Source organism: Bacteroides oleiciplenus YIT 12058 (assembly GCF_000315485.1).
GTDB lineage: Bacteria > Bacteroidota > Bacteroidia > Bacteroidales > Bacteroidaceae > Bacteroides > Bacteroides oleiciplenus.
On sequence record NZ_JH992942.1, the window covers coordinates 660,323 to 676,474 of the forward strand.

Genomic DNA, 16,152 nt, shown 5'->3' on the forward strand with positions numbered 1-16,152 from the left:
CGTATGTGTTAAATTGTCAAAATCTCTTGTAGGATATGCCTGCTCTTGAATTTATCACTCGTAAAGATCAATATGGTAGTCAAAAAGACTCTTGAAATCTCTCAATAACGCATGTTTCGTGTCTTTCTCGCTAAGTATCGCTTTATCAACCGGTATTTTCCAGTCTATTCCTATATCTCCATCCAAGATACTGATTCCACCGTCAGCTTGCGGAGCATAATAGTTATCACATTTGTATTGAAATACAGCTACTTCGCTCAGTACGGCAAAACCATGGGCAAAACCTCTGGGAATAAAGAATTGAAGATGATTATCTTCCGACAGTTCTACGGCTACATACTCACCGTATGTAGGCGAACCTTTACGGATATCTACCGCCACATCCAGCACGCTGCCTTTTACGCAACGCACCAGTTTACTTTGTGCAAAGGGTGGCTTCTGAAAATGAAGTCCACGCATCACTCCGTAAGATGACATACTCTCATTGTCCTGCACGAAATTCACTTTGCGCACTTTCTCTTCGAATTCCCGTTGGGAAAAAGACTCGAAGAAATAACCGCGTGCGTCCTTGAGAAGGCGTGGCTCAATGATGGCCAAACCCTCTACGTTTGTCTTTTGTATAAACACTGTTTTTTAAAAGATGAAAGGTTTTATTTTAAAGATATATAGGGTATAGAAACCTTCGGATTGAAAATCCTGATGCTTATGAGTGGCGGATAGCATATCCGCCAGAACGGATAACCTTGTCGCCCCATCCGGTTCCGAATATATGTTTTATGAGATAACTCCATAAATAACAGATTTTTATTATAGAAAATGTACGGAATTAAAATGAATACCGAAAAAAGTTTCAGAGAATATTTCCTGCTTACAGGATTTCTTTATAGCTATTTTATCTCTTCAATAAAAGGGCTGGCCTTATCAACTGGCATCCTTCCCTTATTTTCTTTCCCTCCCCCTCGTCATCAGCATATTATTAATCTGTTGCCTCACATTATCTACCTTTGCCCCCGACGTCAGCCGGGAGGCGAAAGGAAGAAGAACCTCGATGAAGGCGCCTTTCACTACTGTGTCCTTGCCCACACCGGGCTCGCTGAGCATGATGCTCACCACACCGGCCAGATCGTGAGCGGTGGTGCATTCGCCCAAGAGGCGGGTGTACTCATGCACTTTTTTCACGTCGGGCACGTAAGTGAAGAGGTGGCACTCGTCATCATTCAGACTTTCAATGCCCGCAGTTGCTTCGGGACGGATGGCGACCTCGGCAAACTGATCGCCGTAAAAGTTCTGAACGGCGGTAGCACCCGTGGGGACTATCATGTTCGTACCGCCGAATATTTTTATCTCTATTTCCGGTTTGTCGTTCATAGTTATATTTTCTCTCTCCATTTTTATCTTTTCTTCTTGGCTTGTTTCATTTATTTTCAATGAATTATCAACGAATGCTCAATGAATGTAAACACTTTGTAAACGCCTGTATGAGTGTTGTATAAGACGGGATGTATGCTGTATCTTTGTTGACATAAATCTGATGAATATAAAATATATCTTTAATTAAATTAGAATCAACGTCATGAAAGAATATATCATGTCTTTTTTCAATGCTCCCGTCACTAATAAAGTACCTGCGGGAGTGTGCAGTGTGGCAGGGCTTCATGCCTACATTTCTTCCGATTCTCATCTGGAGGAGATGACGCAGAGAGTAAGGAGCAATGTGGAAAACGATAAGGCGTTCCGTGGAAAAAAGCAGACATTGCTGCCTTACGTCACGCCTGCCGGAGTCTTCTCGTACTGTCGTGAGCAGTGCATCGTGGTGCCATCGGGACTATTCGTGATAGACATCGATCACCTTACTTCTACCGAAGAGGCCGCAATGTGGCGCGACCGCCTCTTTGCCGACGAAGTGTTGCAGCCCGACCTTGCTTTTGTAAGCCCAGGTGCCAAAGGAGTGAAGCTCTTTGTATCCTACCGTATGAGCCTCACGGATACGCTTGAACAGTCGTTTGACAATGCTGTGCACACCGCTTGGGATTATCTGGAATGGAAGCACGGCTTGAAAGCCGACACCGCCAACGCCGATATGTCGAGAGCCTGTTTCCTGGCACATGATGCAAATTGTAAATTAAAAATTAATAGTTGATAATTAATATTTTCTCCTCTTTTCATGAACGAAATTGATATTATTGAACAATTGACTATTGCCGTTGAACAGGCGCGAGTCAATCTTGCACCTACTTATCAGGAATATATGCCGTTGGCTTTCGCCGTGGCTAATAGTTGCGGCGAAGCGGGACGGAGTTTTTTCCATCGTCTTTGCAGTTTGTCCGACAAGTATCGGCAGAACGAAGCCGACAAGCTTTACAGCCATGCTTTGCAGAATGGGCGGGGAGGCAATTCACTTGGAACAGTGTTCCATCTCGCCCAATTGGCAGGTGTACGCCTCGACAAGAAACTTGCAAACTTGCAAAACTTGCAGACCCCTTACACACCCGCACCCGCGAGCAAAACATTCGCGCCCGCGCACGAACCACCTGCACCCGTGCACGTACAAAAAGAGAGCAACGAAAATCCCGCCTCCCTGCCTTGCTTTCCGGACTACCAGTGGCCCCATTTCCTGCAACAGGTGATAGACTGCGGCGACACACCCGCCCAAAGAGACATCTTGTTGCTGGGAGCTGTAACCGTGTTCGGTGCCACCCTCAACAAGTTGCTGTGCTTCACCTACGGGCGCAAGAGCAAATATCCGTGCCTGCAAACCTTCATCATCGCTCCGCCCGCTTCCGGAAAAGGCGCACTGACGTGGGTGCGCCGACTGGCAGAACCTATACACGACTCGCTGATGGATGCATACAGCGAAAAGATGAAAATCTACCGCCGCGAGAAAGCACAGTGGGACGTGTTGGGCAAAGAAAAGGCGAAAACGCCTGAACCCGAACAGCCTTGCATGAAGATGTTTCTCATCGCAGGTGATAACTCCGGCGCCGGTATGCTGGAGAACCTGATGGACGCTGATGGTGTCGGACTGATATGCGAAACCGAAGCCGACACCGTGAGCACGGCCACCGGCACAGACTACGGACATTGGAGCGATACGCTCCGCAAGAGTTACGACCACGAGCGGCTCGCCTACAACCGCCGCACCAACCACGAATATCGCGAATGTAAAAAATCATGTCTCAGTATACTGCTCAGTGGCACGCCCTCCCAGGTGAAGCCGCTCATCCCGTCGGCAGAGAACGGATTGTTCTCGCGTCAGGTGTTCTACTGCATGCCTCCCATCCATGAGTGGGTGGATCAGTTCGACCAGTCCGGGAGCGATTACGACACTCTGTTCACCGCTTGGGGCGAACGCTGGAAACACTTGCTCGATGCCCTGACGGCTGCTGTAAGCGGTATAAACCTGAAGCTTACCCAAGAGCAGAAAGAGGAATTCAACGTTCACCTCTCATGCGTATTCGGCCGTGCCAGTGTGGTTCATGGCGACCACATGAAAAGTGCGGTGGCACGTATCGCCATTAATATCTGCCGCATCATCAGCATTGTAGCATTGATACGCTCGCTCGACGCCCTGTTGATGTCGGGCTCGACGGACGACCTTGTAAAAGCCCTGATGTCATGTCCGGGCCTGTCGCCTTCATCCCACGTTCCACAAGAGAATGTGCAAGACGGGGTGGTACCGGAGTTCGACCTTGCCGTCAGCAGTGAAGACTTTCACGCCGTTCTGGCGCTCACGGAGCCTCTTTACCTGCATTCGTGCCATATCCTTTCGCTTCTTCCGTCTACTGATACGGTGCAGCAGAAAGCACCGCAGGGGGCTTTCCTGGATTTGCTGCCCCTCAGCTTCACTCGTAGTCAGGCTCTTCAGGCAAGCGCTCGGTGCGGAATACCTCCCAATACACTCGACTCGCTGCTGAAACGCATGACCGACAAAGGCCAGTTAGTGAAGAACGGCAGGGGAGAATACAAGTTTTATTGATGCTTAAAAATCAAGTTTGCCTCGCACGCCTGTATGTGTGCGTGTGAAAGTCCCTGCAAGAATTGCAAGTTTGCAAGTTTAGCCAGCTTCTTATTTTTTCCCAACTGGGAAAAAATAATTTTCCAATAGGCTAGTAGTTTCGTCCCTTCTTACATATCGGAATCATTATTTTTTAATTTTTAATTTAACAACTATGTCTTTTCACCCCATCTCCATGACGAAGAGCGAATTGTCTCTTCTCTACTTTCCGAAGTCAACGCCCGCAGTGGGTACCAACCGTTTGATGCGTTGGGTTCACGGCTGTCCTCCCTTGATGGAGGAACTGGAAATCACCGGCTATCATCGTTTTCAGAAGTTGCTCACCTCCCGGCAAGTGTTGCTGATTACCCGTCACTTGGGTGAACCGTAAAGAATAAACAGGCGGAACCCATGCAAACCCATAAGCCGGTTTCCGGCCTGTTTTATCTTTGCGGCAGAGATAAGTTGACAAGGTTTCAGTTGACAACTTGTCAACTGAAAACCTCGTCAATCAACTAACTATTAACTAATTTATTGAGATTATGGGAATCAAAGTAAAAGCCCGTCAGACCAAACTGGCGGTAGGCCCCTCGAAAGGGGAGTATCGCTTCATCATGCAGGCAGAAATCTACAGCACGCTGAAGCAGGAAAAAGTTATATCCGAAGCCTCCATCCGGTCGGGAATACCGAAGGGAAGCCTCAATGCCTCCTGGCAAGCTATCGGCGACGTTGTCAAGGCATGGGCCACCGAAGGCCATTCCGTAGCCGTTCCCGGACTGGGCACCATGCGCTTCGGTCTGCAAGCCGGGGCGGTGACCAAAGTAGAGGATGTGAGTGCGGGACTCATCACCACCCGCAAAGTTATTTTCACCCCCAGTACCAACATCAAGCAGGAGCTGAAGGATACCTCCGTCAACATCACCTGCTACGACAAGGACGGAAAGGTCATCAAGCAGGTGACTTCCGCCGACCCGGGTGACGTGGATGATGGCGGAGGAAGTGGCGGTTCCGGAGAAGGAGGCCTTGAAGAGGACCCGCTTGGATAAATTAAAAATTAAAGGCTGCGCGGTGCAGGGAGATGGATACCGTTTGCGTAAGTAGTCATTGCGCGGCTTATAATTAATAATTGATATTTAATAATTAATATTTATGACCGACTCTGTAAAAAAGAACAAAATTACTTGGGTGTCTTTGCTCAAGGCTATCATTCAGGCAGCCATTGCGGCGCTCACGGCACTCGGGGTGACCAGTTGTTCAACTGCTATTGGATATATGGTGCTATGATACAAGAGACATTTCCTATGACTGTGGGTGGGGAGGAGGTGCTCAATGAGCGCGAACTTCTCACCGGGGTGGAGAGCGGACTGATGATGGACTCCACCGACTCGGTGCGCTACATCATCCTGCACTGCTCCGCTACCCGTTGCAACTGCGATTACACCGTGGAGCAACTCTTGCGTGACCATCGTGCCCGCGGATTTCGCACCATCGGCTATCACTTCTATGTCCGCCGCGACGGTGTTGTCAGTCAGCACCGCCGGTTGCTCGAAGTGGGGGCTCATTGCCGTCCTTTCAACCGGTGTTCCATCGGTGTATGCTACGAAGGTGGACTGGACACAGAAGGACATCCCGCCGACACGCTTACTCCGGAGCAGTTTGAGCAACTGGAACAGCTTCTGTCCCGATTGTTGAAGCTCTTTCCGGTAGCTCAGCTCAGAGGTCATCGCGACATGCCGGGCAGTGTGCCCAAAGCATGTCCCTGTCTCGACTGCCAATCCGTGTTCCAAGCCATACTCTGAAATTCTCCGGAGAATGCATATCGGTTCCTGTCAGGTCGTACATCCCCGCTTTCAGCAGGGATGCGGCCTTTTTTTGTGCATGCGCGCCATATATTCCCGTCAGTGACGGAAGGTTCAACTGGAAAGCGATTCCCTCATGCTTCAAGGCGCGGTAATCGGGCATGTCCATGTACAGATAACGTTCGGGATGTGCCAGCAACGGTCGGTAGCCTTTCGCTTGAATGCGCTTCAGGATAGACAGCAAATTCATGGGCGGGTTGAAACAGGAAGTTTCCACCAGCAGATATTGCCTGTAGCCTTCGTGGAGTGGGAGCAGGTCATCGGCTTCCAGACGCTCCGTGAAGAGGTTGTCCATCATGTATTCAGCAGCCAGGTTCAGATCCACCGTGCCGCAATAGGCATCTTCCGGCTTCCGGAATTTTTCTTTCAATTCTTGGAATCTTTCTTTCAGCCCGGCGTTGGTATTGGGTATATCCTCCATGATATGGGGAGTAAACCACACTTTGCGGACGCCTTGGCGTTTCATTTCCGCAAGAATCTGAAGCGACTCGTCCATTGTCTTCACGCCGTCGTCCACCCCGGGCAATATGTGGGAGTGGTAGTCGGTCATTTCGCAAAGGATGCCACTTGCCGCGACGGATTGGAATTTAGAAAATGGCCACATGAGTTTTATTTATCTTTTCCTCCATAATAAAAAGCATATCCATAATGATATCCGTAGCGATAGCCGTATCCGTAGCGTCCTCCGGTGCTTTCCGTTCCATTCAGTATCATGGAGAGGTTTTTGAATCGTTTCGCGGTGTACATTGTTTCCAGTTCGGAGAGCATGGTGCGGTCCAGCAGGCCGGAACGGATCACGAAGATGGTGCGGTCCGCTAGTTTCTCAATGATTTGCGCATCGGCCACAATGTCGACGGGCGGACAGTCGATGAAGATATAATCATATTCCGGTCTCAAAGCCGTTATCAGGTCAGCCAGCTTGCGGTCTTCCAATAGCTCCGTAGGATTGGGAGGAACTGTGCCGATGGGGAGGAATTGCAGGTTTGCGTATTCCTTGTGGGAGACGATGATGTCCCTCCAGTTTTCAACCCGGTTGTTCAGGTAGTCGCTGAGTCCTTTTTCCGGAGAATTGATATCGGAAGAAATGGTGCCATGCCGCAAGTCACCGTCGATAACCAGAATCCGCTTCTTCTTGATGGCAAAACTCATGGCGATGTTCATAGTGAGGAAACTTTTTCCACTGCCGGGATTGAACGAGGTCAGTACGAAGACATTCTGGCTGCTGTCTTTGCTTGCCATAAAGTCCATATTGGAACGCAGCACACGGAATGCCTCGTTGATGATGTTGCGGTTGCCTTCATTCACCACGATGAAATTCATCTTCTGCCGCTTCTTAAGTTCCCATTTTCTTTTCGTGCCGGAGCACTGCGGAATCTCGCCTATGAACGGCACGCTCAGATTTTCGAGGTCCTTGCGGCCACGTACTTTGGTATTCATGTTCTCCTTCATGAAGATGACTACCGCCGGAACCAGCAGCCCGATGGCAAATGCCACCAGCAGGATATTCATTTTGCGGGGAGCGGTAGGAAACATGCTGCCGCGCGGAGCGGTAATCAGGCGGGTGTTGTAGGCGGTGAATGCTTGCGATAGTTCATTTTCCTCACGTTTCTGGAGCAGGTAGAGATAAAGTTCCTCCTTCACCTTCTGTTGGCGTTCCACCGACAGCAGGTATTTCGCCTGGTTCGGATTGGATGCCAACCGGCTGGTAGTAGCTTCTTCTTGCCGGCGGATGCTGCGGATTTGGGTATTCAGGGAGACGATCAGGTTGTCGACAGACTGGATGATGGTGCGCTGCATGCTTTGCAGGGAATTCGCCATATTCTTTACCAACGGGTTCTTTTCGCTGCTGTTGGCTATCAACCGATTGCGGTCGAGCACTAGATTGTTGTATTCACCGATCAGAGTTTCTATATTGGCGTTTACGATACCTGAATTGGCCGGTAGCGGCTGGTCCAATAGTTTAGCGTTCAGCTCTCTGCGGATATATTGGGCGGTAGAGAGTTGGTTATTCAGTGCCGACAGCTCTTTATTATTTTCAGCAGACTGTGTCATGTAAAGGCTGGAGGCAGCTTGTACGTCGGGTAACAGGTGTTCGCTCTTGTAACTGGATATGTTTTCGTCTACATGCCCCAGTTCATTTTCTATCACGCCCAGACGATCACTGATGAACTGCGAGGTGCTGACGGCAATTTGGTTCTTGTCCCGAATCCAGTTCTCATTATAGACTTCGATCAAAGTATTCAGGAGGTCTTCTGCTTTCCGGATGGAGGCATCGCTAATGCTGAGATTGATGATGGTGGCATCTTCGTTGCCCAATTCAGCTACCAGCTCTCTTGTATAGGCATCGGCGACGTCGCGTACACTTCTTCTGGCGTATCGGACAGGCGTATCCGTAAGAGCATCGGTAAACTCTTGCGTAAGGGATATGATCATGGTTCCGACAGAGGTATGTATGGAATCACCCGGTCGGGCGGAAAATGTTTCTCCTGTGCTTTCTTCCGATATCTCAAATTCGGAAATGGTAAACATATCTTTTGAGGAGAACTCGATGGTGAAACTCAATGGTGTTTCTACCTTGTCGAAGAACGTGACGGTTACAGGAGTTGATTGGTATAAATCGACATTCTTTAATCCCCTGCGGACGGTAAAAATATCGTTCAATCCCAACCGATTGACCACCTCGGTCATAAGTGTGGGGGACTTCAATGTCAGTAGCTCATTGTTGATGTTAGTATTGGACTTGAAGATGCCCAAATCGGAAAAGTCGCTCATTGCGCTTGTCGAAGAACTGCTTTTTGAGTTGTCCTTGACGAGGATGGCGGCTGTTCGGGTATAGATAGGCGGAGTGCTCAGCAGATACAACACTGCTATAGCCAGAGTAATGAGCAGGGAACCGGCGAACCAATGCCACTTGGGAACAAACATTCCCCACAAATCCTGTATCCGTATAAAATCATCGGCAGGCTTTTTCTTTTCAACCATAATGATAAAGTAGTTAGTAGTAAGTAGCTAGTAGTAAGTAGAGAATACTTCGCATTCTGATAAGCATGTGTAAGCAGTACTATTCTACTTACTACTAGCTACTTACTACTAACTACTTGAAAAATATTACTTAAACAGCAATACACCCAGCGAAGTGAGAAACGACCCTATGCTGATCCATAGTCCTACGCTCTTCACACTGTTCTCATTCAGTGTCGATTGTCCGGCACGCACCTTGTTGGGCTGCACATACACCACATCGTTCTGCTTCAGGTAATAAACGGGAGATTTGAATAAGTCACAAGAACGGATATCTATCCAATGCGTCACTCGTTCCCCTGCTTCTTCCCGGATCACGAAGATGGCATCCCGTTTGCCGTAAATGGTCAGATCACCGGCCATGCTGATAGCTTCCAGTAGGGTTATATAATCTTTAGAAATATTGTATTTTCCGGGAGTCTTCACTTCGCCCAGAACGGAAAAACTGAGGTTCATGAATTCCACGGTGACTACTGGGTCGTTCACCAGGTTTTCCTCCTTCAGTCTTTGCTTCACCAATGCGGCAATCTGGCTCCGGGTCATGCCTGCTACGGTGAGGTTTCCCAGTACGGGGAAGTCGATGGCGCCCTTGTCATCCAGTGTATAGCCGGAAATTTCTCCATTATTGTTGCCACTGTTCAGGCCTGTGAGGCCTACTTTGTATTGCACGCGGGTCAGGTTGAACAAAGCCGCCAGTTCGGGGTCCTTGCTCGACACCACGATGGATATCTGGTCTTTGGGTTGCACAGTGATGTCTTTGGGCGGGGCAATAACTTTGGGGTTGTTGACCTCCACATCCTGAAAATAGATAATCTCTTTTGATGTGTTGCACGAAGAGAGCAACGACAATGAAAAGAATAGGTATAAAAGACGATTCCTCATATTTAGTTTTTAATTTTTATTTTTCTTCCGTTCTTTTTTTAGAATCTTCGCCGTAATGTAGAAATGCATTATTGTCCATACTGCTACGTCCAGCAGGAACAGCGCGGTGACGGACAGGTAAGAGGTCAAAATTGTATTAACCATAATAAAAATCCAGGCGATACTCAGGATGAAGCCCAGAGCCCGGTGTTGTGACATTCCCAGGGAGATGAATTTATGGTGGATATGATTCTTGTCGGGGAGAAATGGAGGTTTATGGTTGCGCAGACGGTGAAGTACCACCCGAACCACATCCAGCATCGGCACCAGCAGGAAGGAGAAAGCTGTTACGATGGCACCGGGGAAGATGTCTTCCTTGGCGGGGTCGAACATGCTGAGATGAATGGCCATCATAGCCAGTAGCAGGCCTATGGTCAGTGAACCGGTATCTCCCATGAATACTTTTCGCCCGCGGCGGGCCTGCCCGAACATATTATAATAGAAAAACGGTATCAGCGCGCCTAAGGCAGCGAAGGAGATGAAAGCATACAACCACCAGTGCAAGCGGATGAACATGCAACCGAAAGCAAAGAACGCTATCATGCTCAACCCGGAAGCCAAACCGTCGATGCCGTCTATCAGATTGATCGCATTCATAATATAGACAATGATGAAGACTGTGAACGGTATGCCTATATAGTAGGGCAACTCGTGAATGCCGAACAGTCCGTAGAGATTGTTGAAGCAAAAGCCGGAAGCCACTAGTAGAAAACCGCAAAGTGTCTGGATGACAAACTTGGCGCGGTAGCGCATGCCTATCAGGTCATCTTTTATTCCCATCAGATAAAGAATAAAGAGGCAACTGAACATAGTGAGCAGACAGGTGGACTGTTCCCAACAGAGCAAGTTGCTGTCCGTGCAGAGATTATGACAGGCGATGATGAGCGAAATGGGTACAGTGATGCACGGAAAAAAGGCGATTCCTCCCAGACGGGGAATATGCGTTGTGTGCAACTTTCGGTCACTCAGCGGATCAAAAAGTCTCCGTTTGAAGGCTACCAGCGATATCTTGGGGATAATCATAGCACTGAGCAGGCAACTGACGGTGAATGCCGCCAAAGTCTCAAAAAGGCAGATTGTCATGTATGAAGAATTTGTTTTAAGTGTAATGTATTATATCTTTCTTAGAAAGCATTGGGGAATATAGGCAGTTGCCACTGCACACACACCTTGTATCGCTACTATCAGCCGACGGTTTCCTTTGATGCGATGTATGCAACCTTCTGCTCCCTTGAACGGACCATCTGTCACAAGGACTCGCTCGCCAGTGCTGTATTCCATAGGGGCGTCGCCGAAGTAATCCAATCCTTTTTCTCCGGAGGAAGTGACAAGCATGAAAATTTTCATTTCCCGTTCGGGGATGGCTATCGGTAGCTTCTGCCAATTGATAAGACGGGTATATAAGATGACGCGGTTTATCAGATTCTGCTGCAACGCTAGTGCCTGCCTATCTGTGGAATAGAAGAACAGAAGAGAGGAAATGACCGGCTTGCGTACATTTTTCTTCACTCCGCCACGCTCCACAAGAATTGTTTCACAAGGAATATAGGTCTCGATTTTGTCTTTATTCAGCGTGTCTTCTATTTCGAATACTTTGTTGTAAAAGACTTTAAATGCGTACCAATGCATGATTGAAGGTACTTCTTCCATAGTTGTCGTATCTTACCTAAAAAGATGTTCCTTCCATTCCTGTGTATCTGAGTCTTTTTGATCTTCAAAACAACTCTGATACGCAGCAAGCAAGGTTAATCCAATTGTTCGTTTTGTCTGTCGATTTTTGGAACTCGGAACTGCTCCTGACCCAGGAGAAGACATCCGTAACCCTATAATTGTACCGTTTCTAAGTAAGAAACAGCACGACGTTTTAAAACATTGATTCACTGTAGGATAAAAATATTTTTTTATCCTATTTTTTTAGGTTTTATAGATTCGATACTATACTCAGATTATTTTTTAAGAATATATTTATTGAGTTCTATTTCATATTTATTTTAAAGAATTATTTCTTTATTTTACATAAGTAGATGCTTATTGTGCTATAAATCAATATTTTATACTGATATTTAAGTGGAAATATAAACAAATATTTATTGTATCATATTGTTTTGTCTTTTATTTGTTATATCTTTGCGCCGTAATTTTAAGGTTTCTTACTTAGAAACGTTACGACATAAAGCCTCCAAAATTCCTTCATTTGCTTTGTCTATCAGTGAATTTTCTATAGAATCCAGATATATGAGTGTAGTCTTTTCGGAAGTGTGTCCCATCCCTGCACTAATGACAGACAACGGGACGTTGTGATTGCGTGCAACCGTCGCCCAGCTATGCCGGGCAGTATAGGAAGAGAGACGTAGATTTTCTCCTGTCAACTTCCCCAGTTTCTTCAACTTTCGGTTATGGTAGCCCAGTGCCGTTTGATATTGTCGGAAAGCTTCTTCCGGATCATCGGAAGTGATGATAGGAAAAAGATAGGGACTATTACGGACGGATGGTTCGTAGCGTTTGATGATTTCCTCGATGCAAGGCTCTATGCGAATAGTGAGACGTTGTCCCGTCTTATGACGGACATAGCTAAGCATTCCTCCGCTTATGTCCACCTTCTTCAGATAGGCAATATCCACAAAGGCCATTCCGCGGGTGCAATAGCTGAAGATGAACAAGTCGCGTGAAAAGGCAAGTGGAGCAGAATGTATCAGATTCAGTTTTTGTATGCAAATCATGATATCTTCATGCACGGCACGCTTGCGGGTATGCTCCACGCCGGTATAAACATTCCGAAAGGGAAACGTTTGCTCCATCTGATTTCTACTTATCACCTTATTATAAGCAGAGCGCAAAGTCCGCATATAGAAAGAACTGCTGTTCTTGCTCACCTTTCGTGCCCGTAGCCATTGTTCATACTCCATGATGAGCTTTTCATCTACCTGTTTGAGTGATACATCCCAACCTTCCAAAAAGCCTGAGAAACTGTTCAATGCCCGCTGGAGATTACGGGCATTCCCCCACCGGTCATCGTTTTTAAACTCATCAACCAGAGTTGCCAAAGAGGTCAGCATCGTATCTCCGTTTTCCTCCCAAGTGCGAAAGCGGGTAATGACATCCGTCAAAGTGTAGTCTTTCCCCGTTCCGTCCCATTCGCATAGAATTCGACGGATGCGCTGCAAGTCTTTCTCTATTTGACGTTGATAACGGGCTGACACTTCACTATTGTCCGCTTCACTTATAAATGTTTCCTTTTCTGCATCCCACCATTGGGAAAGCACATGCATTCGGGTGGTTATCTGCCTGTTGCTTTGCTTGTGGCATAGCTGATAATAGATGCTACCGGCCTTTCCTTCCACCGATGATTTTCTGAATTTTACTTTTACAGTCGCCATAGTTTTTTTATCAATTTATATAAATATATACTATGTACGACAAAAAAGAAAGCAATCTGTTCAAACTATTTCTCGCTCATCAACTCCTCCATGCCGTCACAGCGTTCTCCACCAGCTTCACACACAACGGGGCACCCTCACGACTTAGCAAAAAGTCCACCGAAGAACTTTAGCTCTCCGGTGGACTTGAAATGTTTACAGATATCAGGCTATAATTTCTTTGTATAGAGTTTAATCTGTCTTAATCTGAATCTTGGTGATTGTTATGTCACCGCCAATGATGAGAGCGGTTTCAGTGCCATTCATGGTTGTCGCCATACCTTCCGAGATTTTGAATTCCAGGAAGTCCTCACCAGCGGCAAGAACGATGTTGTTACGGCTTTCACCGCCCTCGCGGATGAAAGGATCACCCCACCAACCATCGCACAGACAGAAAGTCTGAGGAGCATCATGGTGAGTGAATGTGAACTTAATAGTTTGGCCGGCTTCTGGCGTTATTGCCGAGAGGTCAAGGTCAGATGCCGGGAGATACCACCACCAGCCGGTAGTGTATTCGCCTTCCCAGATTGAAGCATATCCTTCACCTCCTTCGCTGCCACCTGCAACCTCGTCAGACAGCGTTACCTCTGGCAAAGTATACTTCTTGCCGCTGCAGTCTTCGAGGACAACTTGGGCAGGTCCGGCTTTTATACCCATTGGCGAATAGATGTAGAGAGAACCGGTAGCTTTGCGCTTAAAGTTGCTTGCATCTACAACAATCACCTTGTCGTCTTCACCGGGGAAATAAGCCTTGGTGATAAATTCGAGGTCGTTGCCGTACACCTCCACACATTCGTTGATTTTTATTTCCTTGTCAAGAGGTGCCACGCGCAAAGGCTCGGGCTTGCCGACAGTCAGCGTCATGACCGACTCTGCCGATTCGCCGTCGGCTTCTATTGTTACTGTTCCCCCCTCTGCAGAAACGCCGGCAGGAGTTATTACAGAAATATAGCCGTTGCCTATTTTGGTAATGTTGTTCACAGAGACATTGCCAGGGAACACAACGGAAGTGGCCTTCTCAAGCCCCGTACCAGTGATGGTGATAACCTGTCCTTCCATAACTTTTGTAGGCAGGACGGACTTCACCTCAAGCACATCGTTGGCATCCGCCACATCGTCATCGCTGCATGAGGTCAGTGCCATGTTCGACAGCAATGCGAATCCTGAGACCAGAAGATATATAATATGTTTTTTCATAAATCTTATTCGTTTGAAATTTCGTTGAATCTGTTTTACCAATTGGGGTTCTGCTTCAGATTGCCATTCTTCTGAATTTCAGACTGCGGAATCGGGTACAGGTTGTATTTCTCGTCCCACTGGCGAGTCTTAGTAACTCGATTGAGAATCAAGTTGCCGTTTCCATTCAGTTTGAAGTCTGCCACATCAACATTCTTGAAGAACTCGGCACCCTTCTTCCAGCGACGCACATCCCAGAAGCGCTGACCTTCGAAAGCAAGCTCTACCATACGCTCACGCATGTAGCGCTCTCCGAAACCATTGTTTCCTTGGAATTCAGGCATCATGATGTCAGGACGGTTACGAAGCACATTGATAGCCTCGTTGGCTGACATGCCAAAATCGCCCTGTTCGTCAGCATTGCCGTAGTAGTTGTACATGGCCTCTGCATAATTGAGGTAAACCTCGGCCAGACGCATCACAATCCAGTTGTGTCGTGTTGTAGTCTGGTTGTTGGCTGTGGTGACACAGTTGCCGTCCACAAACTTCTTCAAGTAGTAGCCCGTGGGAGTTGCGCCGTACTTAGGAGCACCGTTGAAGCCACTCTGATACGTCTCAATGGCAATCTGCTGAGCTGTGTTAGATGGCCAAAGATCACCGTTCTTCACTACAGTGAGTTCAAAACGTGGGTCGAGGCCATCGTATGGGTTCTCAGTAGTCACATCAACATCTCCGGGATGTTTCTCCTTGAATGTCTTGCCGTCGGCCTGATATTCGTATGCGTCCACCAGTGCCTGTGTAGGGCAGTTGCCGGAATTACCGTTCTCCACACCCACAGGATAATTGTACTGCTCGAAGGTATTGCTTGCCTGGGTGCCAAGAACGAAGATAAATTCAGGATTGGTGAATGTATCGTGCCCCCATAGGTTGGCGTACCCGCTGAGTTTGTAGCCCCAGTGCTGTGCATTATCGATGATGACTTTGCTGGCAGCAGCGGCCTCTTTCCAAAGCTCCTTGTTGTTGTCTGTATTAAACAAGGGTGAAGCCTGATAAAGAAGTACGCGTGCCTTTAGTGCAAGGGCAGCACCACGGGTGGCACGACCAATTTCCTGACCGGGAATGTCATTATACGACACGGGCAGATATTCAGCCACGGCATCCAATTCGTTGATGATGAACTTGAACACATCCTTGGCTGGAGTGCGTTCCACGCTGTTGGCCTGCGCATTGGTGAGGGTTGTGGTCACCAAAGGCACATCGCCGTAGGCACGTACCAACTCAAAGTAGAAATAGGCACGGAGGAAACGCAACTCGTTAGGGAATATCTCAAACTGCTGCACCATGGTCTGGTAGTTGGGATCATATTCATAATCCGATAGGTCTATCCTGTGGATGCGCTCAAGGTACATGTGTACCTGAGTGATGGCACGGTATGACCTGTCCCATGTGGTCGAGAAAGGATTCGAAGGAGTCCAACCACCGTTGAAATACTTGTGAATGGGTGAGAAGGAAAGTGCAAACTCAGACTCGTCTGTGGCACTGGCTATCAGGGCACCATTACCGTAGGAATTGTCCTTGAATTCGCTCGGCATTTGCGCGTAGACATCGTAGACAAGAGCCTTGACACCATTGAGGGGGCTGTTGTAGGTCCAGTCCTCGTCACGATTCGAAGCTTCGTTGTAATCTAGGTCGGCGCAGCCCACAAAGACTACTGCCGCCATACCTAAAAGAGTATATTTTATCTTGTTCATAAATGTATCTTTAA

General features: G+C 47.7%; 16 protein-coding genes. 6 read left to right on the top strand and 10 right to left on the bottom strand.

All coding sequences use genetic code 11. From position 1 onward, the window contains the following. Positions 1–54: 54 nt before the first annotated feature. Positions 55–627 (bottom strand): dTDP-4-dehydrorhamnose 3,5-epimerase, encoded by a 573-nt coding sequence (gene rfbC, locus HMPREF9447_RS15930; RefSeq protein WP_009130777.1) that lies wholly within the window; start codon positions 625–627, stop codon positions 55–57. A 312-nt stretch (positions 628–939) separates the two neighbouring features. Next, a complete protein-coding gene (locus HMPREF9447_RS15935; RefSeq protein WP_009130778.1) occupies positions 940–1,389 on the bottom strand; it encodes a hypothetical protein in 450 nt (149 codons plus the stop codon). A gap of 184 nt (positions 1,390–1,573) precedes the next feature. Here HMPREF9447_RS15935 and HMPREF9447_RS15940 point away from each other — a divergent pair, with 184 nt between their 5' ends. From HMPREF9447_RS15940 to HMPREF9447_RS27850, 6 genes are all read left to right on the top strand, one after another. Further along, complete coding sequence (locus tag HMPREF9447_RS15940; RefSeq protein ID WP_009130779.1) at positions 1,574–2,140, top strand: BT4734/BF3469 family protein; 567 nt, start codon at positions 1,574–1,576, stop codon at positions 2,138–2,140. Between the two features lie 24 nt (positions 2,141–2,164). Further along, a complete protein-coding gene (locus tag HMPREF9447_RS15945) occupies positions 2,165–3,976 on the top strand; it encodes a DUF3987 domain-containing protein (protein WP_009130780.1) in 1,812 nt (603 codons plus the stop codon). A gap of 193 nt (positions 3,977–4,169) precedes the next feature. Next, on the top strand, positions 4,170–4,385 hold the full coding sequence (locus HMPREF9447_RS15950; protein ID WP_009130781.1) for a DUF4248 domain-containing protein: 216 nt from the start codon (positions 4,170–4,172) through the stop codon (positions 4,383–4,385). A gap of 151 nt (positions 4,386–4,536) precedes the next feature. Beyond that, complete coding sequence (locus HMPREF9447_RS15955) at positions 4,537–5,040, top strand: HU family DNA-binding protein (RefSeq protein ID WP_009130782.1); 504 nt, start codon at positions 4,537–4,539, stop codon at positions 5,038–5,040. A gap of 103 nt (positions 5,041–5,143) precedes the next feature. Beyond that, entirely contained in the window at positions 5,144–5,278 is a 135-nt protein-coding gene (locus HMPREF9447_RS28490; RefSeq protein WP_009130783.1) for a smalltalk protein, read from the top strand. After that, positions 5,275–5,793: an N-acetylmuramoyl-L-alanine amidase gene (locus HMPREF9447_RS27850; protein WP_009130784.1), complete on the top strand. Its 519-nt coding sequence runs from the start codon at positions 5,275–5,277 to the stop codon at positions 5,791–5,793. Before HMPREF9447_RS28490 ends, HMPREF9447_RS27850 begins: the two co-directional genes overlap by 4 nt. On the opposite strand, the gene HMPREF9447_RS15965 is transcribed toward HMPREF9447_RS27850, so the two are convergent. The 8 genes from HMPREF9447_RS15965 to HMPREF9447_RS16000 all read right to left on the bottom strand — a co-directional run bounded on the left by HMPREF9447_RS15965 (position 5,708) and on the right by HMPREF9447_RS16000 (position 16,138). After that, complete coding sequence (locus HMPREF9447_RS15965; RefSeq protein ID WP_009130785.1) at positions 5,708–6,457, bottom strand: tyrosine-protein phosphatase; 750 nt, start codon at positions 6,455–6,457, stop codon at positions 5,708–5,710. The genes HMPREF9447_RS27850 and HMPREF9447_RS15965 overlap by 86 nt on opposite strands. 5 nt (positions 6,458–6,462) lie before the next feature. Continuing rightward, positions 6,463–8,835 carry a GumC family protein gene (locus HMPREF9447_RS15970; protein ID WP_009130786.1) on the bottom strand — a complete coding sequence of 791 codons (2,373 nt, stop codon included), beginning with the start codon at positions 8,833–8,835 and terminating at the stop codon, positions 6,463–6,465. Between the two features lie 126 nt (positions 8,836–8,961). After that, a complete protein-coding gene (locus HMPREF9447_RS15975) occupies positions 8,962–9,756 on the bottom strand; it encodes a polysaccharide biosynthesis/export family protein (protein ID WP_009130787.1) in 795 nt (264 codons plus the stop codon). Between the two features lie 9 nt (positions 9,757–9,765). After that, the gene (locus HMPREF9447_RS15980) at positions 9,766–10,878 is read right to left on the bottom strand and encodes an MraY family glycosyltransferase (RefSeq protein WP_009130788.1); all 1,113 of its coding nucleotides are present in this window, start codon (positions 10,876–10,878) and stop codon (positions 9,766–9,768) included. 30 nt (positions 10,879–10,908) lie between these two features. Then, on the bottom strand, positions 10,909–11,445 hold the full coding sequence (locus tag HMPREF9447_RS15985; protein WP_009130789.1) for a UpxY family transcription antiterminator: 537 nt from the start codon (positions 11,443–11,445) through the stop codon (positions 10,909–10,911). A 500-nt stretch (positions 11,446–11,945) separates the two neighbouring features. Then, positions 11,946–13,172 (bottom strand): tyrosine-type recombinase/integrase, encoded by a 1,227-nt coding sequence (locus HMPREF9447_RS15990; RefSeq protein WP_009130790.1) that lies wholly within the window; start codon positions 13,170–13,172, stop codon positions 11,946–11,948. Positions 13,173–13,403: 231 nt separating this feature from the next. Further along, positions 13,404–14,408, bottom strand: a complete 1,005-nt coding sequence (locus tag HMPREF9447_RS15995) for an IPT/TIG domain-containing protein (RefSeq protein WP_009130791.1) — start codon at positions 14,406–14,408, stop codon at positions 13,404–13,406. Between the two features lie 35 nt (positions 14,409–14,443). Further along, positions 14,444–16,138: a RagB/SusD family nutrient uptake outer membrane protein gene (locus tag HMPREF9447_RS16000; RefSeq protein ID WP_009130792.1), complete on the bottom strand. Its 1,695-nt coding sequence runs from the start codon at positions 16,136–16,138 to the stop codon at positions 14,444–14,446. Between the last annotated feature and the right edge of the window lie 14 nt (positions 16,139–16,152).